This window comes from Mesorhizobium sp. L103C119B0, from assembly GCF_000502235.1.
Taxonomy (GTDB): Bacteria; Pseudomonadota; Alphaproteobacteria; order Rhizobiales; family Rhizobiaceae; genus Mesorhizobium.
In genome coordinates, this window is sequence record NZ_AYXE01000005.1 from 133,403 (window position 1) to 149,269 (window position 15,867).

Consider the following 15,867-nt stretch of genomic DNA (forward strand, 5'->3'; position numbering starts at 1 on the left):
CCCTTGACAAAAGCCGGGCCGAAAACAGGGTGCCGGAGGCACAAGACATGCAGCATGGAACTCTACCGCTGTTGGCCCACCCGCAGGGACGTTAGTATAGGTCTTGCTGCACTGCAACATTTTTGGTGCAGTGTAGCAAGATTTCCCTCGGCTTGGCGTGTCTGCCGATCAAACGCAGAGCAGCAGTGTCAGCCGGCAGATGAAGGATCCGCCAAGCCCTCGGAAACCCCGACATGACCGGCAGGTTCATGCGCAGGGCTCGATGTGGCCAGTTGGGTAACGATCTGCGCAAATCGTTCATTCAGAACATCTGCGTTGAAGTCGTCCTCGACTTTGCGGCGTGCGGCAAGCGCGATACGCTCGCATTCGGTCGGGTGCTCCCCGGCCCAGGCAAGCTTGCCGGCAAGCGCTGAGATATCTCGCTCGGGCGCAAGCAACCCCGTCTCCCCATCCTTGATGAGCTCCGGGATTCCCGAATGATACGTGCTGACCGCAATCAATCCGGCGGCCATGGCCTCCATGAGCGCGACCGGAATGCCTTCCATATCCCCGTCGCTGGCAGTGATACTTGGCAGCAAAAAGAGATGCGCCATGCGAAGCCGTCTTTTCACCTCTGCGTGAGGGAGGCTGCCGAGGAATGTTACGCGACCAGCCAAGCCCAGCTCTACGGCCAGCTTCTCCAGATTCATCCGCAGAGGACCGTCGCCAACAATGTCGTAACGCCAGTCTAGCTGCGGCTGGGAGGCCTTGAGAGAGGCCAGGGCTCGCAAGGCGAACTCGACGCCTTTCTTTTCGACCAGGCGGCAAACCGTCGTCACGACCAGTTGGGTGCCTTCCCACGATTCCCAGCGATAGCCGATTTCGCGGGTGTCAATTCCCATATGGTGGACCGTCGTGCTCGCCTGGGACAGGCCGGCTTCCAGCAGCATCGTGCGGAAGTAATCGTTGACGGGCAGGTTCAGGGTCCCATGCTTGGTCAGCCCGGCATATTGTGTCGCGAGCACTGCCTGCCGCGCCGGGATCGCCACGTCCGCGCCGTGAAAGATGGTTATGATCGGTGGTTTGAGCACCTTCCATTTCTTCAGTGCGGCTGCTCTCTCGCCGTTCTGTCCGAAGTGGGCGACAATCACGTCGCAGCGGTTCAGGCGGCGTGCAAAGGCGATGTCGAGAACGGTCGAGGCCTTGTATCGCAGACGCGGCGGCAGACGCTGTACAAATTTGCTGATTACAGCGGCCCATCGCCACCAATGTCGGGTTCTGGCGAGCAGCGTCGCCATCGGCTCGCTTTGCCGGTCAATTCGGTGGTCACCTTGCATCTTTTCGCAGACCACTTCGACCTGAAAGCCCCGCGCCAGCAGCCCAGCCATCTGGTCCACGACGAAGGTTTCCGAAAGCAGAGGGAATTCGCCGACGACAAAGCCCACGCGCATGACCCGCCCATAAGGTTGGGGCTTGCTCGGACCAAGCGGTCCATATCGCACAAGCCCTAATGTAGACAGGCAGAATACACGTTGATTGCTGCAGTGCCACAAAATATTGCACTGCAGCAATTAAAAGTGATCCGGACGGGCGCACGACGCCTGGACCTGGCTAACGGGAACTTTGCGCGACCACGGTCGTGCAGCGTCTCAGCTGAACTGCAACACGACGCGTTTAGGCTGCGCGCTCCAAACCGACACGTCTTGCGCGGTCGAGAACGCCCATGAACGTTGCGAACTGGCTGTCGGGGTTCATTTGCCGCCGCTCCGAAAACTGACGTGCTGTCGCTGACAGCCGCTTGTACTCGGCCTCATCGCTCCACAGCCGCCTGATCGTTGCGACCCAGTCGGCGAGCGGGGCGTCGTAGTCCAGTACCACGCCGCCGGCGCCGATCGCTTCCGGCAGACCGCCGCGCCGCGAGCCGACCACGGGAATGCCACTACAATGCGCTTCCGAGGCCACCCGGCCCCAGGCTTCTTCCCATTTGCTGGGCGCAAGCAGGATTTTCGTGCGGCCGTAGACCGTCTTCATGTCGCTGGTGCGGCTTTCCAGCTTGACGTTCTGGAGGGGAGAGATTGTTGCTTCGATCCGGGCTCGATGATCGTCGTCGAGCTTCCAGCTTTCGACGAACAGGAACGGGATCTCGGGACAGGCGGCGGCAATGCGCACCGCAAGATCGAAGCCTTTTTCCTCATATGGATTGATGAGCGTGACAAATTCACCGGTCGTCGGTGTGCTGTAGAACGCGGGATTGATGGTCGGCGGAATAACCGTCGAATCAATATCGAATTTTGCCTTATAGGCGCGCGCGGTGAACTCGGAGTTGGCGATATAGACCGCCGAATGGAGCTCACGCAGATCGCCGGCCAATTCGTCGAATTCGACATTCCTCAGATAGACGGTCAGCGGCACGCCAAGCCTCTGCAGCTCTCTGCCGATCGGCACCGAATTGTGGCACTGCACGACCGCGACATCCGGCCTCAACTTTTTGACGGCGAAGTCGGCCGCTTCCCAGGGGAACCACGCCCGTACAACCGGATAGCCCGGGAAATTGTCGATGACCGCGCGCTGACGAAGGAGCTTCATCTTGGCGCGCGCCCTGAAGCCGAACATGCCGTCGCCGAACAGCGCTGCCAGAACGGATGCCTCGTGACCGTTTTCGCGCAATTGCTCGACCAGGTGGTGGGTGCTCGACTGGACGCCCCCGCTGAATTGCGGCGTGTAGCCGGTGCCGCCTGCAAACAGAACTTTCATGAACCTGGCTCCGCGTTGTGCCGCCCTGCCTTCACGCCGCCATCCTGCCGATCGAGAAATACTCGATGCCGTGACGGGCGATGACCTTGGGATCATAGAGGTTACGGCCATCGAAGATGACCGGCGTGGTCAGGGCATCCTTCACCGCGTCGAAGGACGGGGCGCGGAAACTCTTCCATTCGGTGGCGATCAGCAACGCGTCGGCGCCGCGCAGTGCCGCCTCCTTGGTGCCGCACAACAAAAGGTCGTCGCGCAGGCCGTAGATGGCCTGGCATTCCTGCATCGCCTCGGGGTCGTAGGCCTGCACATTGGCGCCGGCCTGCCACAGCGCCTCCATCAGGACGCGCGCCGGCGCCTCGCGCATGTCGTCGGTGTTGGGCTTGAAGGCGAGGCCCCAGAGCGCGAAGGTCTTGCCCTTGAGACTGCCCTTGAAATAACGGTGCACCTTGTCGAACAGCACCGACTTCTGGGCATTGTTGCGCTCCTCCACGGCGCGCAGCAGCTTGGCGTCGAACTTGACACCTTCGGCGGTCTTGATCAGCGCGCGGACATCCTTGGGAAAGCACGAACCGCCATAGCCGAGGCCGGGATAGATGAAGTGGTAGCCGATGCGCGGATCCGAGCCGATGCCCTTGCGTACCTCCTCGATGTCGGCGCCGAGCTGCTCGGCCAAATTGGCCATTTCGTTCATGAAGGAGATCTTGGTCGCCAGCATGCAGTTGGCGGCGTACTTCGTGAATTCGGCGCTGCGCACGTCCATCACGATCATCTTCTCGTGGTTGCGGTTGAACGGCGCGTAGAGCTCCCGCATCACCGCCTCGGTGCCCTCGCTGTTGGTGCCGACAATGATGCGGTCAGGCTTCATGCAGTCGGCGACGGCGGAACCCTCCTTGAGGAACTCAGGATTGGAAGCGACGTCGAAAGCCAGGTCCTGGCGCCCGCGCGCCTTCAGCGTCGCGGCGATTTTGGCCTTCACCTTTTCGCAGGTGCCGACCGGCACGGTCGACTTGCCGACGACGATCTTGGGACCGTCCATCTCGCGGCCGATGGTCTCGGCCACCGCCAGCACATATTTGAGGTCGGCCGAACCATCTTCGCCGGGTGGCGTGCCGACCGCAATCATCTGGATCTCGCCATGCTTGACGCCGGCGGCGGCATCGGTGGTGAACTTGATGCGGCCGGCGGCGTGGTTCTCCTTGACCAGTGCCTCCAGTCCCGGTTCGAAAATCGGCACCAGGCCCTGGTTGAGCCGCTCGACCTTCTTTTCATCGACATCGACGCACACCACCTGGTGCCCGACCTCCGCCAGCACCGCGGCCTGCACGAGACCGACATAGCCAATTCCAAAGACCGTCAAATTCATTCGGGTTAATTCCTGTTCACGCCCTTTGGCCTTATATAGCCGGGCCGGTTCAGATCTACTTTATGCTGCTTACACTGCATGCCAGCGATTCCGGAAACTGGCACGGCTGGCCGAGCGCGGTGAAGGCGACGCGCTGCACCTGCATCGTCACCTGGCGGCCGGGGTCGGAAAAGGCGCCCATCCAGTTTTTCAGCGTGTCGCTGCCCCAGAGGCTGAAGAATATCTTCTGCGAGTGGGTCGGCAATTGCTCGGGATTGGTCACTTCCTGGACCAGCTTGCCGTTGACGTACCAGCGCAGCCGGTCCTTTTCCCAGATAAAGGCATAGTCGTTGAAGCCCTTGTCGGCGCCGCCTTCGACCTCGGCCAGCTTCTCGTTCTTGGGCTTGCCGGCGATGTAGCTGTTGACCTGCACCTTGGATGTATCCTTGGTCAGCACCTCGAAGTCGATCTCATACCAGGGCTGTTTGTCGGCAGGGCCGATATAGGTGAAGAAAGCGGCGTTGAGACCGGATCCGGTGTCGGTCTTCATCCGTGCTTCATAGGTCCCATAGCCGAAGCGCTGCTTGGTCTGGATCTCGGCGCAGGCGAACTCGCGGTCCTTCAGTTTGCGCTTTTCGAAGCCGAGCGTCAGCATGTTGTCGGAAAATTTTACCAGGCTTTTCGACCAGGTGCAGTTCTGGTGATTGCCGTTCGACCAACCGTCGGAGACATACCAGCGCGAACGATCGAAACTCTTGAAATCGTCGACGAAGGACGGTGCGCTTTGCATCTCCGGGGAGGCGTCCTGGGCGCGGGAGGGGTGGGCGGCGCCGAGCAGAGCTGCGGCTGCCGCCAACAGAAGCGCACCAACGGATAGAAGACGCGTTGGGTTTACAAGACGCATTGGCCGATTTGGCCGCGTCGAAATCATGGCATCGATTGCCGCCATGGGCGTCGTCTTCGGATCTGCGTTCATATCAATTCACCTTTGTGCTGTTCCGCCCCAACCCAAAGTCACCGATTGGCCCACATTGCTAACGGGCCGATCCCGATCCTCCGTCCCCGAACTTTCTCTTCTGTGTCTCGTGTGACCGTGTTCAGCCGAAGCGACCTGCGGGTTTGACATATTCCCCGTGCGAATCAGAACTCTGGCCATCCTCGCCGACGATCGCGTCGAGTGAATGACGCAGTTCCTTCATCCGGCTCGTCTGGCGCACCAGCTCGGCGATGCGCTGTTCGCAGTTCAGGATGGACTTCGTCAGCTCGCCGACTTCCGACAGCTTGCGTGCCGACGCCGAGCCGTTCTCCATCGACTCGACCAGGAAGGCCGCGTTGGTGGACTTCGACCGGTAGCGGGCCTCCAACCCGGTCTTCTCGGCCGCAATCTCGGCCGTGATCTGATCCAACAGCTTTGCCAGACGGTCGAAACGCGCCAGATCGGTCTGCTTGTCGCGCGCTGGGTCCCTGGACCTGAAGCCGAAAATTGAAGCCATCCGGTTGGCCTTCCAAAATTGCTGCACCGCAACATACAGTGCCATCGTCGGGGCGTGTAGGCAACCTCCGAGTTTCAGAAAGGCAATTTTTTCAGCCTTGCGGCCGCCGTCCCGGACTTGGCGGAGCCTACTTTTGCGCCGCCGTGTTGGTAGCGGCCATGAGGAAGCGCAAAGGCGGCACCGGCTGCTGCCGCGGGGACAGACCGGCGTGGCGAAACAACGCATCGAGCTTGTCGGCGGCCACGCCGACAACGATGGGAATGAAGTTCGACTGGCTGGCCAGCGCATAGGCGGCGGCAGACGCCATGCCGCGCTCGGCCTTCACATCGAGGAAATTGCGCAGCCGGTATTTGTCACGCACATGCCGCTCGTGCTTGCGCAGCAGGGCCTTGGAGCCTTCCGGCAGGCTGTCGATCTCGAGCAGTGCCAGATCCGCATCGGCGAGGCGCTTCAGATCCTGTGTCTTGTGGCGCCCGCTCAACGAATCGGCGCGCACGATCGCGCCATAGCCGCAGGAACGGATGACCTTGAAGCGTGCGCCAAGGGCAAAGGCGCGAGCGTAGAGTTCGTAATCTTCGCCGAGACGCAGGTTCTCGTCGTAACGCAGCCCATGCCTGTCGAGGAAAGCTCTTGATATCACCGGCTTGAGAAAGCCGAGTTCGCCGCGCTGGACACGCCGTCTGGAGATGTTGCCCTCGATGAATCGCTCGAAGTCGAGGAATTCCGGGTCCGCCGAAAAGGACGGGGCGACGATCTTCGAGACATCGGTCGCCGTATCGTCACGGATCAGCATGATGTTGTCGGCGGCGAAATCCCAGTCGGCGCTGGCAAACAGCTGGCGAAACCGTCCCTGAAGGAAGAAATCGTCGGCGTCGAGAATGCTGATGAAAGGTGATTCCGACCCGGCAATGGCGGTATTGCGGGCGAAGGACGGGCCGCGATTGGCGTCGAGCCGGATGACCGAAAGCCGGCCGCTGCCATCATCGGCAGCGCTGGCCACCTTTGCGGTGTCATCGGTGGAGGCGTCGTCGACGACGACGACTTCCGCCACCTCCGGCTCGCGCAGCGCCGAGGCGATGGCTGCGGGAATGGTCCGGGCCCCGTTGCGCGCCGCGATGATCACGCAGACCCGGGATTCTGTCATGGACATAGGGTGGCCTTTCGATTGCATAAAGTGTCGCGAGGCCCCTCGCCCTCCCGGCGCGCGGCGCCGGACCCCGATCCATCCCCCGATCCATCCCCAGCGGATCGGGACGGAACGTTATCTGCCTGCTGCATGACGACCCTCATCGTCACCGGCTTTCCCGCTCGAAAATCCGCCGGCTGAGGTCGGCTGACGCGGCCCAGCCGGCCTCGGTCAGATAGCGGACAGGTTCGCGGCCGCACAATTCCCACAAAACGGTGCGCCGTTGCGGCCATCTGAGCGACGACAGCCACGGCGCGATGACCATGTGGAACAGGTCTTCATTGCCGATGCGTGACAGGATCCTGGTGGCCCGATCCGACAGCAGCGTGCCGGCGCCACCAAGCAGCACATCGGCGGCGCGCAGGCCCAGCAGCAGGGTGTCAGCCAGCCCCTGCTCGGCCGCGTAGTCGAGCACAGTCTGCTGCTCGGCCTCGCTCAGCCGACTGGCAGCGGCCCGGATATCGCAGACATAGCCCGCGCATGGCTCGCGGTTGAACAGCGCCTTTGCGACACTGATGCAGGACAGAAGCAAAGTGTCGGAGGCCGAGATGAACGGCACGCTGGAGCCGGCGATCGCAAGCGCGCGCTTGCGGCGCAGGAACCCTTCCGTATCGCGCGGGCTGGGCGATCCCGGCTGCTGGAGCCGGTAATGGAGATCGACGGTGGACAATTTCCGACCTTGGCTGCGAACCATGTGCTGCTCGCCCAGAAAGCGCACCCACCAGACGGAGCGGGACTTGCCGGCGACCTCGTAGCCGATCGAGCGCAGCGCATCACGAGCTCTAAAGAAGCCGGCCGGCGACACCAATATGTCGACATCTCCGGACGGCTTCATGAAATGGTCGCCATAGAGCAGTTGCTGCTGGAGGGGGCCCTTCAGGAAGACGAAATCGATGCTGCTGCCGCGCAGCGCCTTGTCGATGGCCATCGAATCCATGATGCCGGACGAGTTCATCGCAATTGTGCGCCGGCGATAAGTGTCGAGCCACTCGAGCAATCCCGGCGGCGTCTCGCCCGCCGGTGGGCGCGACAGTGCCTTCAGCATGAAGGTGGCGACCTTGTTCAGCCTGGCGATATCGCAAACATCGGCAACGGAGATGGCCGGTGCAGGCGCGGCGCTGGGGCTCGCCCTGGAGGCGAAGAACAGCCGCAGGCAAGCCTGCACATAGGCCACTTCGTCGGCGCAGCCAGCGGCGCGCAACCTTTCGAAGGTCCCTTCCTGCAATGCCATATGCTGCAGCATCTCCGCAAAAAATTCGCCAGGCGCGTTATATTGCAACTGCGAAGCAAAGCATCGCCAAATTCATGCGCCGCGTCCAGTTTTTCCTTTGGCGCAATTTTCCTGCAACCTGAACGTTTCGCAACACAGTCCTACAACGAGATGCAAGGCGCCGCCTGATCGGGGCTTGTGGCGGGTACGTCAGCAACAATTTTTGTGGGAATGCGCCAGCGCCCAAGTGAGGAGCATTCGAAGGAAAATTTAACGTAATTAAATCAGATACGGCCTCGGACACTCTGCTGAATTCTCCTGAGATGTGAAATGCAAAGCGCTTTGATCACCATTGAAGGGAGTCGCAACCGAGAATTGATTAACGGCTGGTAAATCAGGCTTGACTCATAAATGCTGCCATGCAGCTATTGCGGTGCAGCAATAGCTCGCTGCCGGCAATCGACAGGCCGCTTCCAGTCCACAAGTGGAGAGTAAATTGGAACAGAATGTTGAAAAGCATGAGTACGAAACCCCTAGCCTGACGGTCCACGGCTCGATCGAGACCATCACGCAAGGCGGTAGCGGTACTACGGCACTCGACGCCTCGTTTCCGGCACATACGCCGGTCGGCGAACTCACCTTCTCCTGAGTATTCTCTCGTTGGGGTGACAAAGTCCGGACTCTGCAAACAGAGCGCACTAAGGAGAGTCGGGGGTCAAACCCCGGCTCTCGCGTTTTTGTCCGGAATTGCCGAAGCGTTGGTTGTGAGCGAGGTTTAGGAATGGACTGGAACCCCACGGACCATGATCGGATGAGCGCGAGCAAGGATGCCGTGGCCTGCGAATTCGGCAACGGCCTAGCGCTGCTCGATATGAGGTCCAACATCTATTACAGCCTGAACGGCGTCGGCGCCTATATCTGGGAGCTGATCCAGGAGCCGCGGCCGATTTCCGAAATCCGCAGCGCCGTGCTGGATCGCTACAATGTCGATCCGGAACGCTGCAAGGCCGATGTCGATGGATTGTTGAAGGGCTTGGCGGACGCTGGGCTTGCGAGGCTCCATGATGAGGAACTTGTCTAGAGCTTTCTCACTGAGCGGGCCGGAGATGCTCTTTCTCGCCCACTGCCTTGCGGTGGTCGTGTCGGTGCGGCTGGGGCTGACGCTGCTTTCCTACAACAAAGTGCGCCGCATGGTGACCCGGCTCGACGCGCGCGAACCAGCCGACATCGGCGATCTCAGGCGTGTCGCCTGGGGCGTGGCTGCGGCTGCCCGCCTGGTGCCTGGCGCAAGCTGTCTGACCCAAGCGCTTTCCGGCCAATATTTGCTTGCCCGCCAGGGCAACGCCTCAAAAATCCGCATCGGCATCGAGCGCGATACCGGCACCGAGTTGAAGGCGCATGCCTGGCTGGTCAGCGGCGACCACATCGTGCTCGGCGGCTCGCTTGGCGGGTTTAACCATCTCGTCGACCACGGCCATTGAGCGATGAGCGGCGTCGCCGGAATTCTGCTGAGGCAGGAAGGCAGGAAGGCCGCCGCGGCCGGCATCCAGCGCATGCTTGCCCGCATGCAACATCGCGCGCCTGACGGCAGTTCGTGGTGGATGGACGAGGGCGTCGTTCTTGGCCACGCCTGGCTCAACACCACCGATGAAGCCGGCCCCGGCCCGCTGACCATGGCCGGCGGCAAGCTCGCGATCACCGCGGACTGCCGGCTGGACAATCGCGACGAATTGCTGGCCAGGCTCGGCATCAGGGACAGTTCGGTTGCCGACGCCGTGCTTGTGATGCGCGCCTATCTGCGCTGGGGCGAAGCCTGCCCCGAGCATCTGCAAGGCGACTTCGCCTTTGCCATCTGGGATGGCGAGCGCCGGCAGCTGTTTTGCGTGCGCGACCATTTCGGCGTCAAACCGTTCTACTATCATTCGAGCGACCGGCGCTTCGTCTTTGCCTCGGAGATCGGGCCGATCCTCGATGCCGGCGGCGTCGACATGCGCATCAGCGAACACCAGATTTCGGGATTCCTGGCCGGGCTGCCCGACGATCCGCAGTCGACAGCCTATGCCGATATCTTCCGCCTGCCGGCGCGCCACAGTCTGACAGTGACCGGCAACCAGGTGGTGCTGCGCCGCTACTGGCAGATCGAACCCTCGCCAAGGCCGATGCGATCGGATACGGCCGAGGAATTCCGGCATCTGTTTTCGCGATCGGTCCGCAACCGTATGCGCGGCACGCCTGCGGTCGGCGCAATGCTGAGCGGAGGGCTCGATTCCTCCTCGATCGCCTGCGTGGCGGGCCTTCAGAATGCCGCGCAGAGAAAGCCGAGGCTGCCGACGTTTTCGCTGGTGTTCGAAAAGGGTTCGCCGATGGACGAGCGGCCTTTCATCGAGGCAGTGCTTGGACAGGAGAAGGTCGACGGCACTTTGATTTCCGTCGGCAACTACGCGCCCTTCGCCGAGTTCGAACGCATTCTGGAAGAGCAGGAGGAAACGTTCCTGGCCCCCGGCCTGTCGCTGACCCGCGACATCTACAGGACCGCCGGCGCCAAGGGCATGAAGGTGCTGCTGGACGGCCATGGCGGCGACGAGGTGGTTTCGCAGGGCCACGGCCATCTGCACGAACTCGCCTATGCCGGCAAATGGATGGAGCTGTGGCGCGAGCTGCGCAGCGCCTCCAACACCTATGGCGATGGCATGCTCGGCCTCTACTACCAGTTCCTTACCCTTTACGGGCCGGCCTGGCGCATCGCGAGAATCAAGCGGTTCGCGAACCGCGTGCTTGGCAAATTGCGGCGCCATCCCACTGGGCGGCCGGCGACGAGCTGGCGCGCCCTGATCAATCCGGACCTGGCGATGCGTACCGACCTCGTCGAACGGTTCCGCAGGGCCGGCTATATGCCGCCCGCGGTCAGCGCCAGCGAGACCTTGACCCATCGCTGGCTGCTGTCGAACGGCATGGTGCCGCACGCCTTCGAGGTTCTCGACAAGGCCGCCGCCAATTTCGGCGTCGAGCCGCGCTACCCCTTCTGGGACAAGCCGCTGGTCGAGTTCTGCCTGGCACTGCCCGGCGCGGAAAAGCTGAACCAGGGCTTTGGCCGCTCGGTGTTGCGCCGTGCCATGGAAGGAATTTTGCCCCCGGCGGTGCAGTGGCGGCGCGACAAGATCGATTTCACCTCCAATTTGGTCAAAGGCATGCTGGGCAATCACCGCGATCTCCTGGACAAGGTGCTGGTGAAAGATGCGGCGCGGATTGCCCCTTACGTCAACCTGCCTGAGGTGACCGCCGCCTATGGCCGCATTTCCAGCCAACCCGAGGCCGCGACCTTGCCCGATGTCCAGTATGTATGGCGTTCGATTTCGCTATCGTTGTGGCTGCGGCAGGTGCAACAGCGCGGGAGCCACTGATGATGCCGGCCAACATGCCTCTTGCCGCTGATGACCGCCATGCAATTGCTGCTCGCGCACAGCACTTCTACAAAGCCTATGGGCTGACGATCGCTTCGCAGGTCGAACTGCCAGAGCTAGAGCCGAGCGAACCAGCTTGCGTCGATGTGCTGATCACCGTCGGCCCGATCGACCTGCCAAAACCCTCGCCCGAGACCGGAACTGCTTTCCGTTTCGAGCCGCGGCAGCAATATTTGGCATGGCAGACGGTCGGCGCCTTCCTGATCACCGATGCCTGCCGCATCGAGGTGGAGCCGGCGCCCGATGTCGACGATGCGCTGCTGGCGTTTCCGCTGCTCGGTCCGGTCATGGCACTGCTCCTGCACCAGCGCGGCCTGCTCATCCTGCACGCCAGCGCCATTGCGGTCGGCGGCAAGAGCGCTGTCTTCATGGGCGACAAGGGCGCCGGCAAATCGACGACTGCAAGCGCGATGATCCGGGCCGGCCATCGCTTGCTGACCGACGATGTCGTGGCGCTCGATCTCACGGACCGGCCGATGATCGTTCCGGGCTTTCCGCAGCTGAAACTCGCCGCCGATGCGGCCGCCGCGTTTCCCATCCGCCAGGCAGAAATACGCCCGCAGGTGCATGCGGCGATCGACAAGATGCAGCATCGCCTGCACGCCGGATTTGCGGCAGACGCGGTGCCGGCGACCCGGATTTATATCCTCGAGCGCAGCGACAAGGCAGCGATCACGCCGCTGCCAGGCATCGGCGCCCTGCCGGCCATCATCAAATTTTCCTATGTGACGCGTTTCGGCCGTCCAGCCCTGGTCGGCGATTTTGCCACGACACATCTTCGCCAATGCGCGGCCCTGGCCAGCCAGATCGGCGTCTGTCGCCTCGAAGTGCCGACCGGGCTCGACCGTATCGGCGAAGCCGTCGCCCTGATCGAAAACGATCTGGCGGCCGACAAAGGGCCGCGGTGACTGACATGTCCGCATCGCAGATCCTGCGCTTTTCGTTTTACCGCGATGTCGCCGGTTTCGGCGCCGCCATGGCCCGGATCGGCGGGCGCAGGACCTTCACGGCATTGCTGTTCCTGATCCTGGGAAGCCTGACCGAAGGCATCTCGATCCTGCTTCTGGTGCCGCTGCTGCATCTGGTCGGGCGACCCGAGCAGAATTTCGCGGTCAGGTTGCCTGACCGCGACTGGGTGCGCTGGCTGGCTCCGGACGGAACGCTGCAATTGACCACGGTGCTTTGCCTGCTGGTCGGGCTTGTCGCGCTGCAGGCAGCGTTCAACCGCTATAAATCCGTCTACATGGCGCGGCTGCTGCTCGACTTCATCAATCGCCTGCGCATGAACCTGTTCGAGAGCATCGGCAAGGCGCGGTGGGGGATATTCGCGCGCATGCGCAGCTCCGATCTCGACCATGCGCTGACCGGCGATATCGACCGCGTGCAGTCGGCGGCGTTCTCGCTGCTGATGCTGGTGCAGATCACCGTGCTTCTGGCGGGTTATCTCGTTGTCTCGCTGTTCATTTCGACAGTGATGACGGCGTTTGCCATTGTCGTCGGCATCGTCACCTTCCTGGCGCTGCAGCCGTTTCGGGCACGAGCCAGCGCCTTCGGCCGGGTTTTGACCAGCAATCGCCAGGAGCAGTACCGAACGGTCTCGGAGTTCCTCGGCGGCATCAAGGTGGCCAAGAGCCTGAATGTCGAGGCGACCTATTACGCGCAGCTTCGCGCGACGCTGGAGAAGATGAAGGCCGACAACATCAACTATGTCCGCAACAGCACCATCGGCACCGCTCTGTTCCAGGTCGCCAGCGTCATTGGTCTGAGCCTGTTCATCTATGTCGCTTTGGTCCGCTTCAACCTCTCGCTGGCCGAGATCGTTGTCCTGCTTCTGGTGTTCATGCGCATTGCGCCGCGCTTCATGGACATGCAGATGCAGGCGCAGCAGGTGCTGATCAATCTGCCGGCCTATGCCTCGATGCGCGACATGCAGGCGCGTTTCGATGCCGAGCGCGAGCCGGCAAACCTCGAATCGGATGCCAAGCTGTCGCTCGATGTCGGGCTCAACATACGCAATGTCTCCTTTGCCTATGAGGCGGGCGGCAAGCCGGTGGTGAGCGATGTCACCTTTGGCCTACCCGCCGGCAAGGTAACGGCGCTGATCGGTCCGTCAGGATCGGGCAAGAGCACGCTTGCCGACATGCTGCTTGGCCTGCTCGAACCGAGCGAGGGCAAAATCCTGGCCGATGACGTCGAGATCGGCGCCGCCAACCGCCGGCGCTGGCGCGACCAGGTGGCGTATGTGCCGCAAGACGTGTTCCTGCTGCACGATACGATCGCCGCCAATCTGCGCCTTGCCGCGCCGCAAGCCAGTGACGCGGAGCTGTGGACTGCACTGCGCGCTGCGCATGGCGCCGACTTCGTCGAGCGGCTGGAGTTGCGGCTCGACACGGTGGTCGGCGACCGCGGCGTCCGGCTCTCGGGCGGCGAACGCCAGCGCATCGCGCTGGCGCGCGCGCTGCTGCGCAAACCTTCGCTGCTCATTCTCGACGAGGCGACCAGCGCGCTCGACTGGCAGAACCAGTCCCTGATCGCCAAATCGATCGACGGCTTGCGCGGATCGATGACGATCCTGACCATTGCGCACAGGCCATCGATGATCGCCTTCGCCGACTGGGTGGTTGCAGTCGAAAACGGACGAATCGTCGAAGTCGGGCAATATCAGAGGTTGAAAGCGAAGGCCGGCAGCCGCCTGTCGAAAATGCTTTCAGGCGAGCAATCCGAACCCGAGCCGGCCGAAGCAGGCTGAGTCCGGCTGCAAGATGATCCGAGGCCGACCTTGCGGCTTCAGACTGTTCAATGCACGCTGCGCCTCGCCGAGAGCTTCTCGCCTTCAACCGCCTTGTCGGCGCCGAGGCTTCTTTCGGCGTCGCGAGCCCTGTCGGCCGATGTCGGCGCGCTCCTGGCGATCATAACATACACCAGCAGGAAATAACCGACTTGGATGAGGACAGCGCAGCCGATGACGCGAAGCACCGTTGTGGTGACCGTCGCGCCGTCGACATAGGACCACGCGACCACGATCGCGAGGGCGAAAACCATTCCAATGACGAATTTTGGTAATGACATGTTCGGCGGCCCGTCAACCGGCCCGAGCATGCAAAAGCGATGACTTACCCACCCGAGTATCTCCCCATTCGCCATGCGAGCTTATTTAGCTGCTCTTTTTCGGCCGGTTGCTTCCGGCCTTCCCAACCCATCCAGACTCTATCAGGAATAATTTGCGACTCTATTAAGGCGCGAAACTGACGGCAAGGGCAACCAGCAATAATTTTCGGCTTGGCGGCGGCTTGGACTCCGCCATGCTGCGATGCACACGCAGGGGTGGTGGCCTAACTCGTCATGCGCTTTATACTACAGTAGAATCTGCAATGTTGATTAGTATTTTACTTGATTAATTTAGCAAAGCCAGTGATTCGAAAATCAGTTAAAGCCGTTCCCTCTGCGGCAAAGGACGATTTGCCCAAAACCCGCCGAAAAAAGGCATTACATTTCCTACGGTTGCTAATTATTCGTCACAAACCCGCCATAAAGGGCAAAATTTGGGCAAGGTGGGTTTATTATTTAGTCAATTCCTGACGTGACTATTTCAGCCATATGGGAAATTGTGTGTTGCGCTGCAGCATTTTTTTGGTATCGTGGCATAAACCATCCGTTCAACGTATGGAGCTTTTGCATGAGGGACGTTGCCAAGTCGGCTAATGCGGCATTTTCGCATGTCGGCGTAGATTTTCCGCCACCCATCGGCGGGCTGCTGAAGCGCAGTTTCGATATTTTCGGTTCACTTGTCGGCCTGGTGGCGCTTAGCCCGCTGTTCCTGATGGTGGCCCTTCTGGTCAAGCTTTCCGACGGCGGCTCGATCTTCTACGGCCACAAGCGCATCGGACGCGGTGGGCGGATTTTCCCCTGCCTCAAGTTCCGCACCATGGTCGAAGACGGCGAACGTGTGCTGGCCGCCTATCTCGCGGCCAATCCGGAAGCCAACGCCGAATGGATCGCGACCCGCAAGCTGAAGAACGATCCGCGCGTCACCCGCGTCGGCGCCGTTCTGCGCAAGCTCAGCCTCGACGAGCTGCCGCAGATCATCAACATCCTGCAGGGCGACATGAGCCTTGTCGGGCCTCGCCCGGTGGTGCGCGACGAGCTTGAGATCTACGGCAGCGCCGCGGTCTATTATTTGAAGTCGCGGCCGGGCCTGACCGGGCTCTGGCAGGTCAGCGGACGCAACGATGTCTCCTATGACAGTCGCGTCGCGTTCGACCGTCACTATGTCGAGAACTGGTCGCTGTTCGAAGACGTTCGCATCATCCTCAAGACCGTGCCCGCGGTGTGGATGTCGCGCGGTTCCTACTGACCGACCGCAACTGGTCAGCAGTCGGGCCGGCACGGCCCGAAGCCAATCCGGTCCAAAGCTATTCGGCGATGGGCCGGTCTCGCATTGC

15 protein-coding genes are annotated in these 15,867 nt (G+C 61.6%); 7 read left to right on the forward strand and 8 right to left on the reverse strand.

The window, feature by feature from the left end; genetic code table 11:
- Positions 1 to 188 precede the first annotated feature (188 nt).
- From X728_RS156505 to X728_RS156475, 7 genes are all read right to left on the reverse strand, one after another.
- Positions 189 to 1,430 carry a glycosyltransferase gene (locus tag X728_RS156505; protein ID WP_023702332.1) on the reverse strand — a complete coding sequence of 414 codons (1,242 nt, stop codon included), beginning with the start codon at positions 1,428 to 1,430 and terminating at the stop codon, positions 189 to 191.
- A gap of 223 nt (positions 1,431 to 1,653) precedes the next feature.
- Complete coding sequence (locus X728_RS156500) at positions 1,654 to 2,733, reverse strand: glycosyltransferase (protein WP_023668804.1); 1,080 nt, start codon at positions 2,731 to 2,733, stop codon at positions 1,654 to 1,656.
- Between the two features lie 31 nt (positions 2,734 to 2,764).
- Complete coding sequence (locus tag X728_RS156495) at positions 2,765 to 4,096, reverse strand: UDP-glucose/GDP-mannose dehydrogenase family protein (RefSeq protein WP_023668805.1); 1,332 nt, start codon at positions 4,094 to 4,096, stop codon at positions 2,765 to 2,767.
- A 55-nt stretch (positions 4,097 to 4,151) separates the two neighbouring features.
- A complete protein-coding gene (locus X728_RS156490) occupies positions 4,152 to 5,051 on the reverse strand; it encodes a glycoside hydrolase family 16 protein (protein ID WP_023668806.1) in 900 nt (299 codons plus the stop codon).
- Between the two features lie 121 nt (positions 5,052 to 5,172).
- Entirely contained in the window at positions 5,173 to 5,568 is a 396-nt protein-coding gene (locus X728_RS156485; RefSeq protein ID WP_023668807.1) for a hypothetical protein, read from the reverse strand.
- A gap of 127 nt (positions 5,569 to 5,695) precedes the next feature.
- Complete coding sequence (locus X728_RS156480) at positions 5,696 to 6,718, reverse strand: glycosyltransferase family 2 protein (RefSeq protein WP_023831203.1); 1,023 nt, start codon at positions 6,716 to 6,718, stop codon at positions 5,696 to 5,698.
- A gap of 142 nt (positions 6,719 to 6,860) precedes the next feature.
- Positions 6,861 to 7,985, reverse strand: coding sequence for a nucleotidyltransferase family protein (locus tag X728_RS156475; RefSeq protein ID WP_023831204.1), 1,125 nt, complete (start codon positions 7,983 to 7,985; stop codon positions 6,861 to 6,863).
- A gap of 475 nt (positions 7,986 to 8,460) precedes the next feature.
- Between X728_RS156475 and X728_RS1000000168630 the strand changes: the two genes are divergently transcribed.
- The 6 genes from X728_RS1000000168630 (at position 8,461) to X728_RS156450 (ending at position 14,174) form a co-directional block, all read left to right on the forward strand.
- On the forward strand, positions 8,461 to 8,613 hold the full coding sequence (locus X728_RS1000000168630; protein ID WP_023684233.1) for a lasso RiPP family leader peptide-containing protein: 153 nt from the start codon (positions 8,461 to 8,463) through the stop codon (positions 8,611 to 8,613).
- Between the two features lie 162 nt (positions 8,614 to 8,775).
- Complete coding sequence (locus X728_RS156470) at positions 8,776 to 9,045, forward strand: PqqD family protein (protein ID WP_245261370.1); 270 nt, start codon at positions 8,776 to 8,778, stop codon at positions 9,043 to 9,045.
- A 25-nt stretch (positions 9,046 to 9,070) separates the two neighbouring features.
- On the forward strand, positions 9,071 to 9,445 hold the full coding sequence (locus X728_RS156465) for a lasso peptide biosynthesis B2 protein (protein ID WP_245266111.1): 375 nt from the start codon (positions 9,071 to 9,073) through the stop codon (positions 9,443 to 9,445).
- A gap of 3 nt (positions 9,446 to 9,448) precedes the next feature.
- Positions 9,449 to 11,365 carry a lasso peptide isopeptide bond-forming cyclase gene (locus tag X728_RS156460; RefSeq protein ID WP_023831206.1) on the forward strand — a complete coding sequence of 639 codons (1,917 nt, stop codon included), beginning with the start codon at positions 9,449 to 9,451 and terminating at the stop codon, positions 11,363 to 11,365.
- Positions 11,365 to 12,333 carry an HPr kinase gene (locus X728_RS156455; protein ID WP_023715553.1) on the forward strand — a complete coding sequence of 323 codons (969 nt, stop codon included), beginning with the start codon at positions 11,365 to 11,367 and terminating at the stop codon, positions 12,331 to 12,333. The genes X728_RS156460 and X728_RS156455 overlap by 1 nt, the downstream gene beginning before the upstream one ends.
- Positions 12,334 to 12,338: 5 nt before the next feature.
- Entirely contained in the window at positions 12,339 to 14,174 is a 1,836-nt protein-coding gene (locus tag X728_RS156450) for an ABC transporter ATP-binding protein (protein ID WP_023831207.1), read from the forward strand.
- 47 nt (positions 14,175 to 14,221) lie between these two features.
- On the opposite strand, the gene X728_RS156445 is transcribed toward X728_RS156450, so the two are convergent.
- Positions 14,222 to 14,494 (reverse strand): hypothetical protein, encoded by a 273-nt coding sequence (locus X728_RS156445; protein WP_023711266.1) that lies wholly within the window; start codon positions 14,492 to 14,494, stop codon positions 14,222 to 14,224.
- Between the two features lie 607 nt (positions 14,495 to 15,101).
- Between X728_RS156445 and X728_RS156440 the strand changes: the two genes are divergently transcribed.
- Entirely contained in the window at positions 15,102 to 15,779 is a 678-nt protein-coding gene (locus tag X728_RS156440) for a sugar transferase (RefSeq protein ID WP_023668816.1), read from the forward strand.
- Positions 15,780 to 15,867 lie beyond the last annotated feature (88 nt).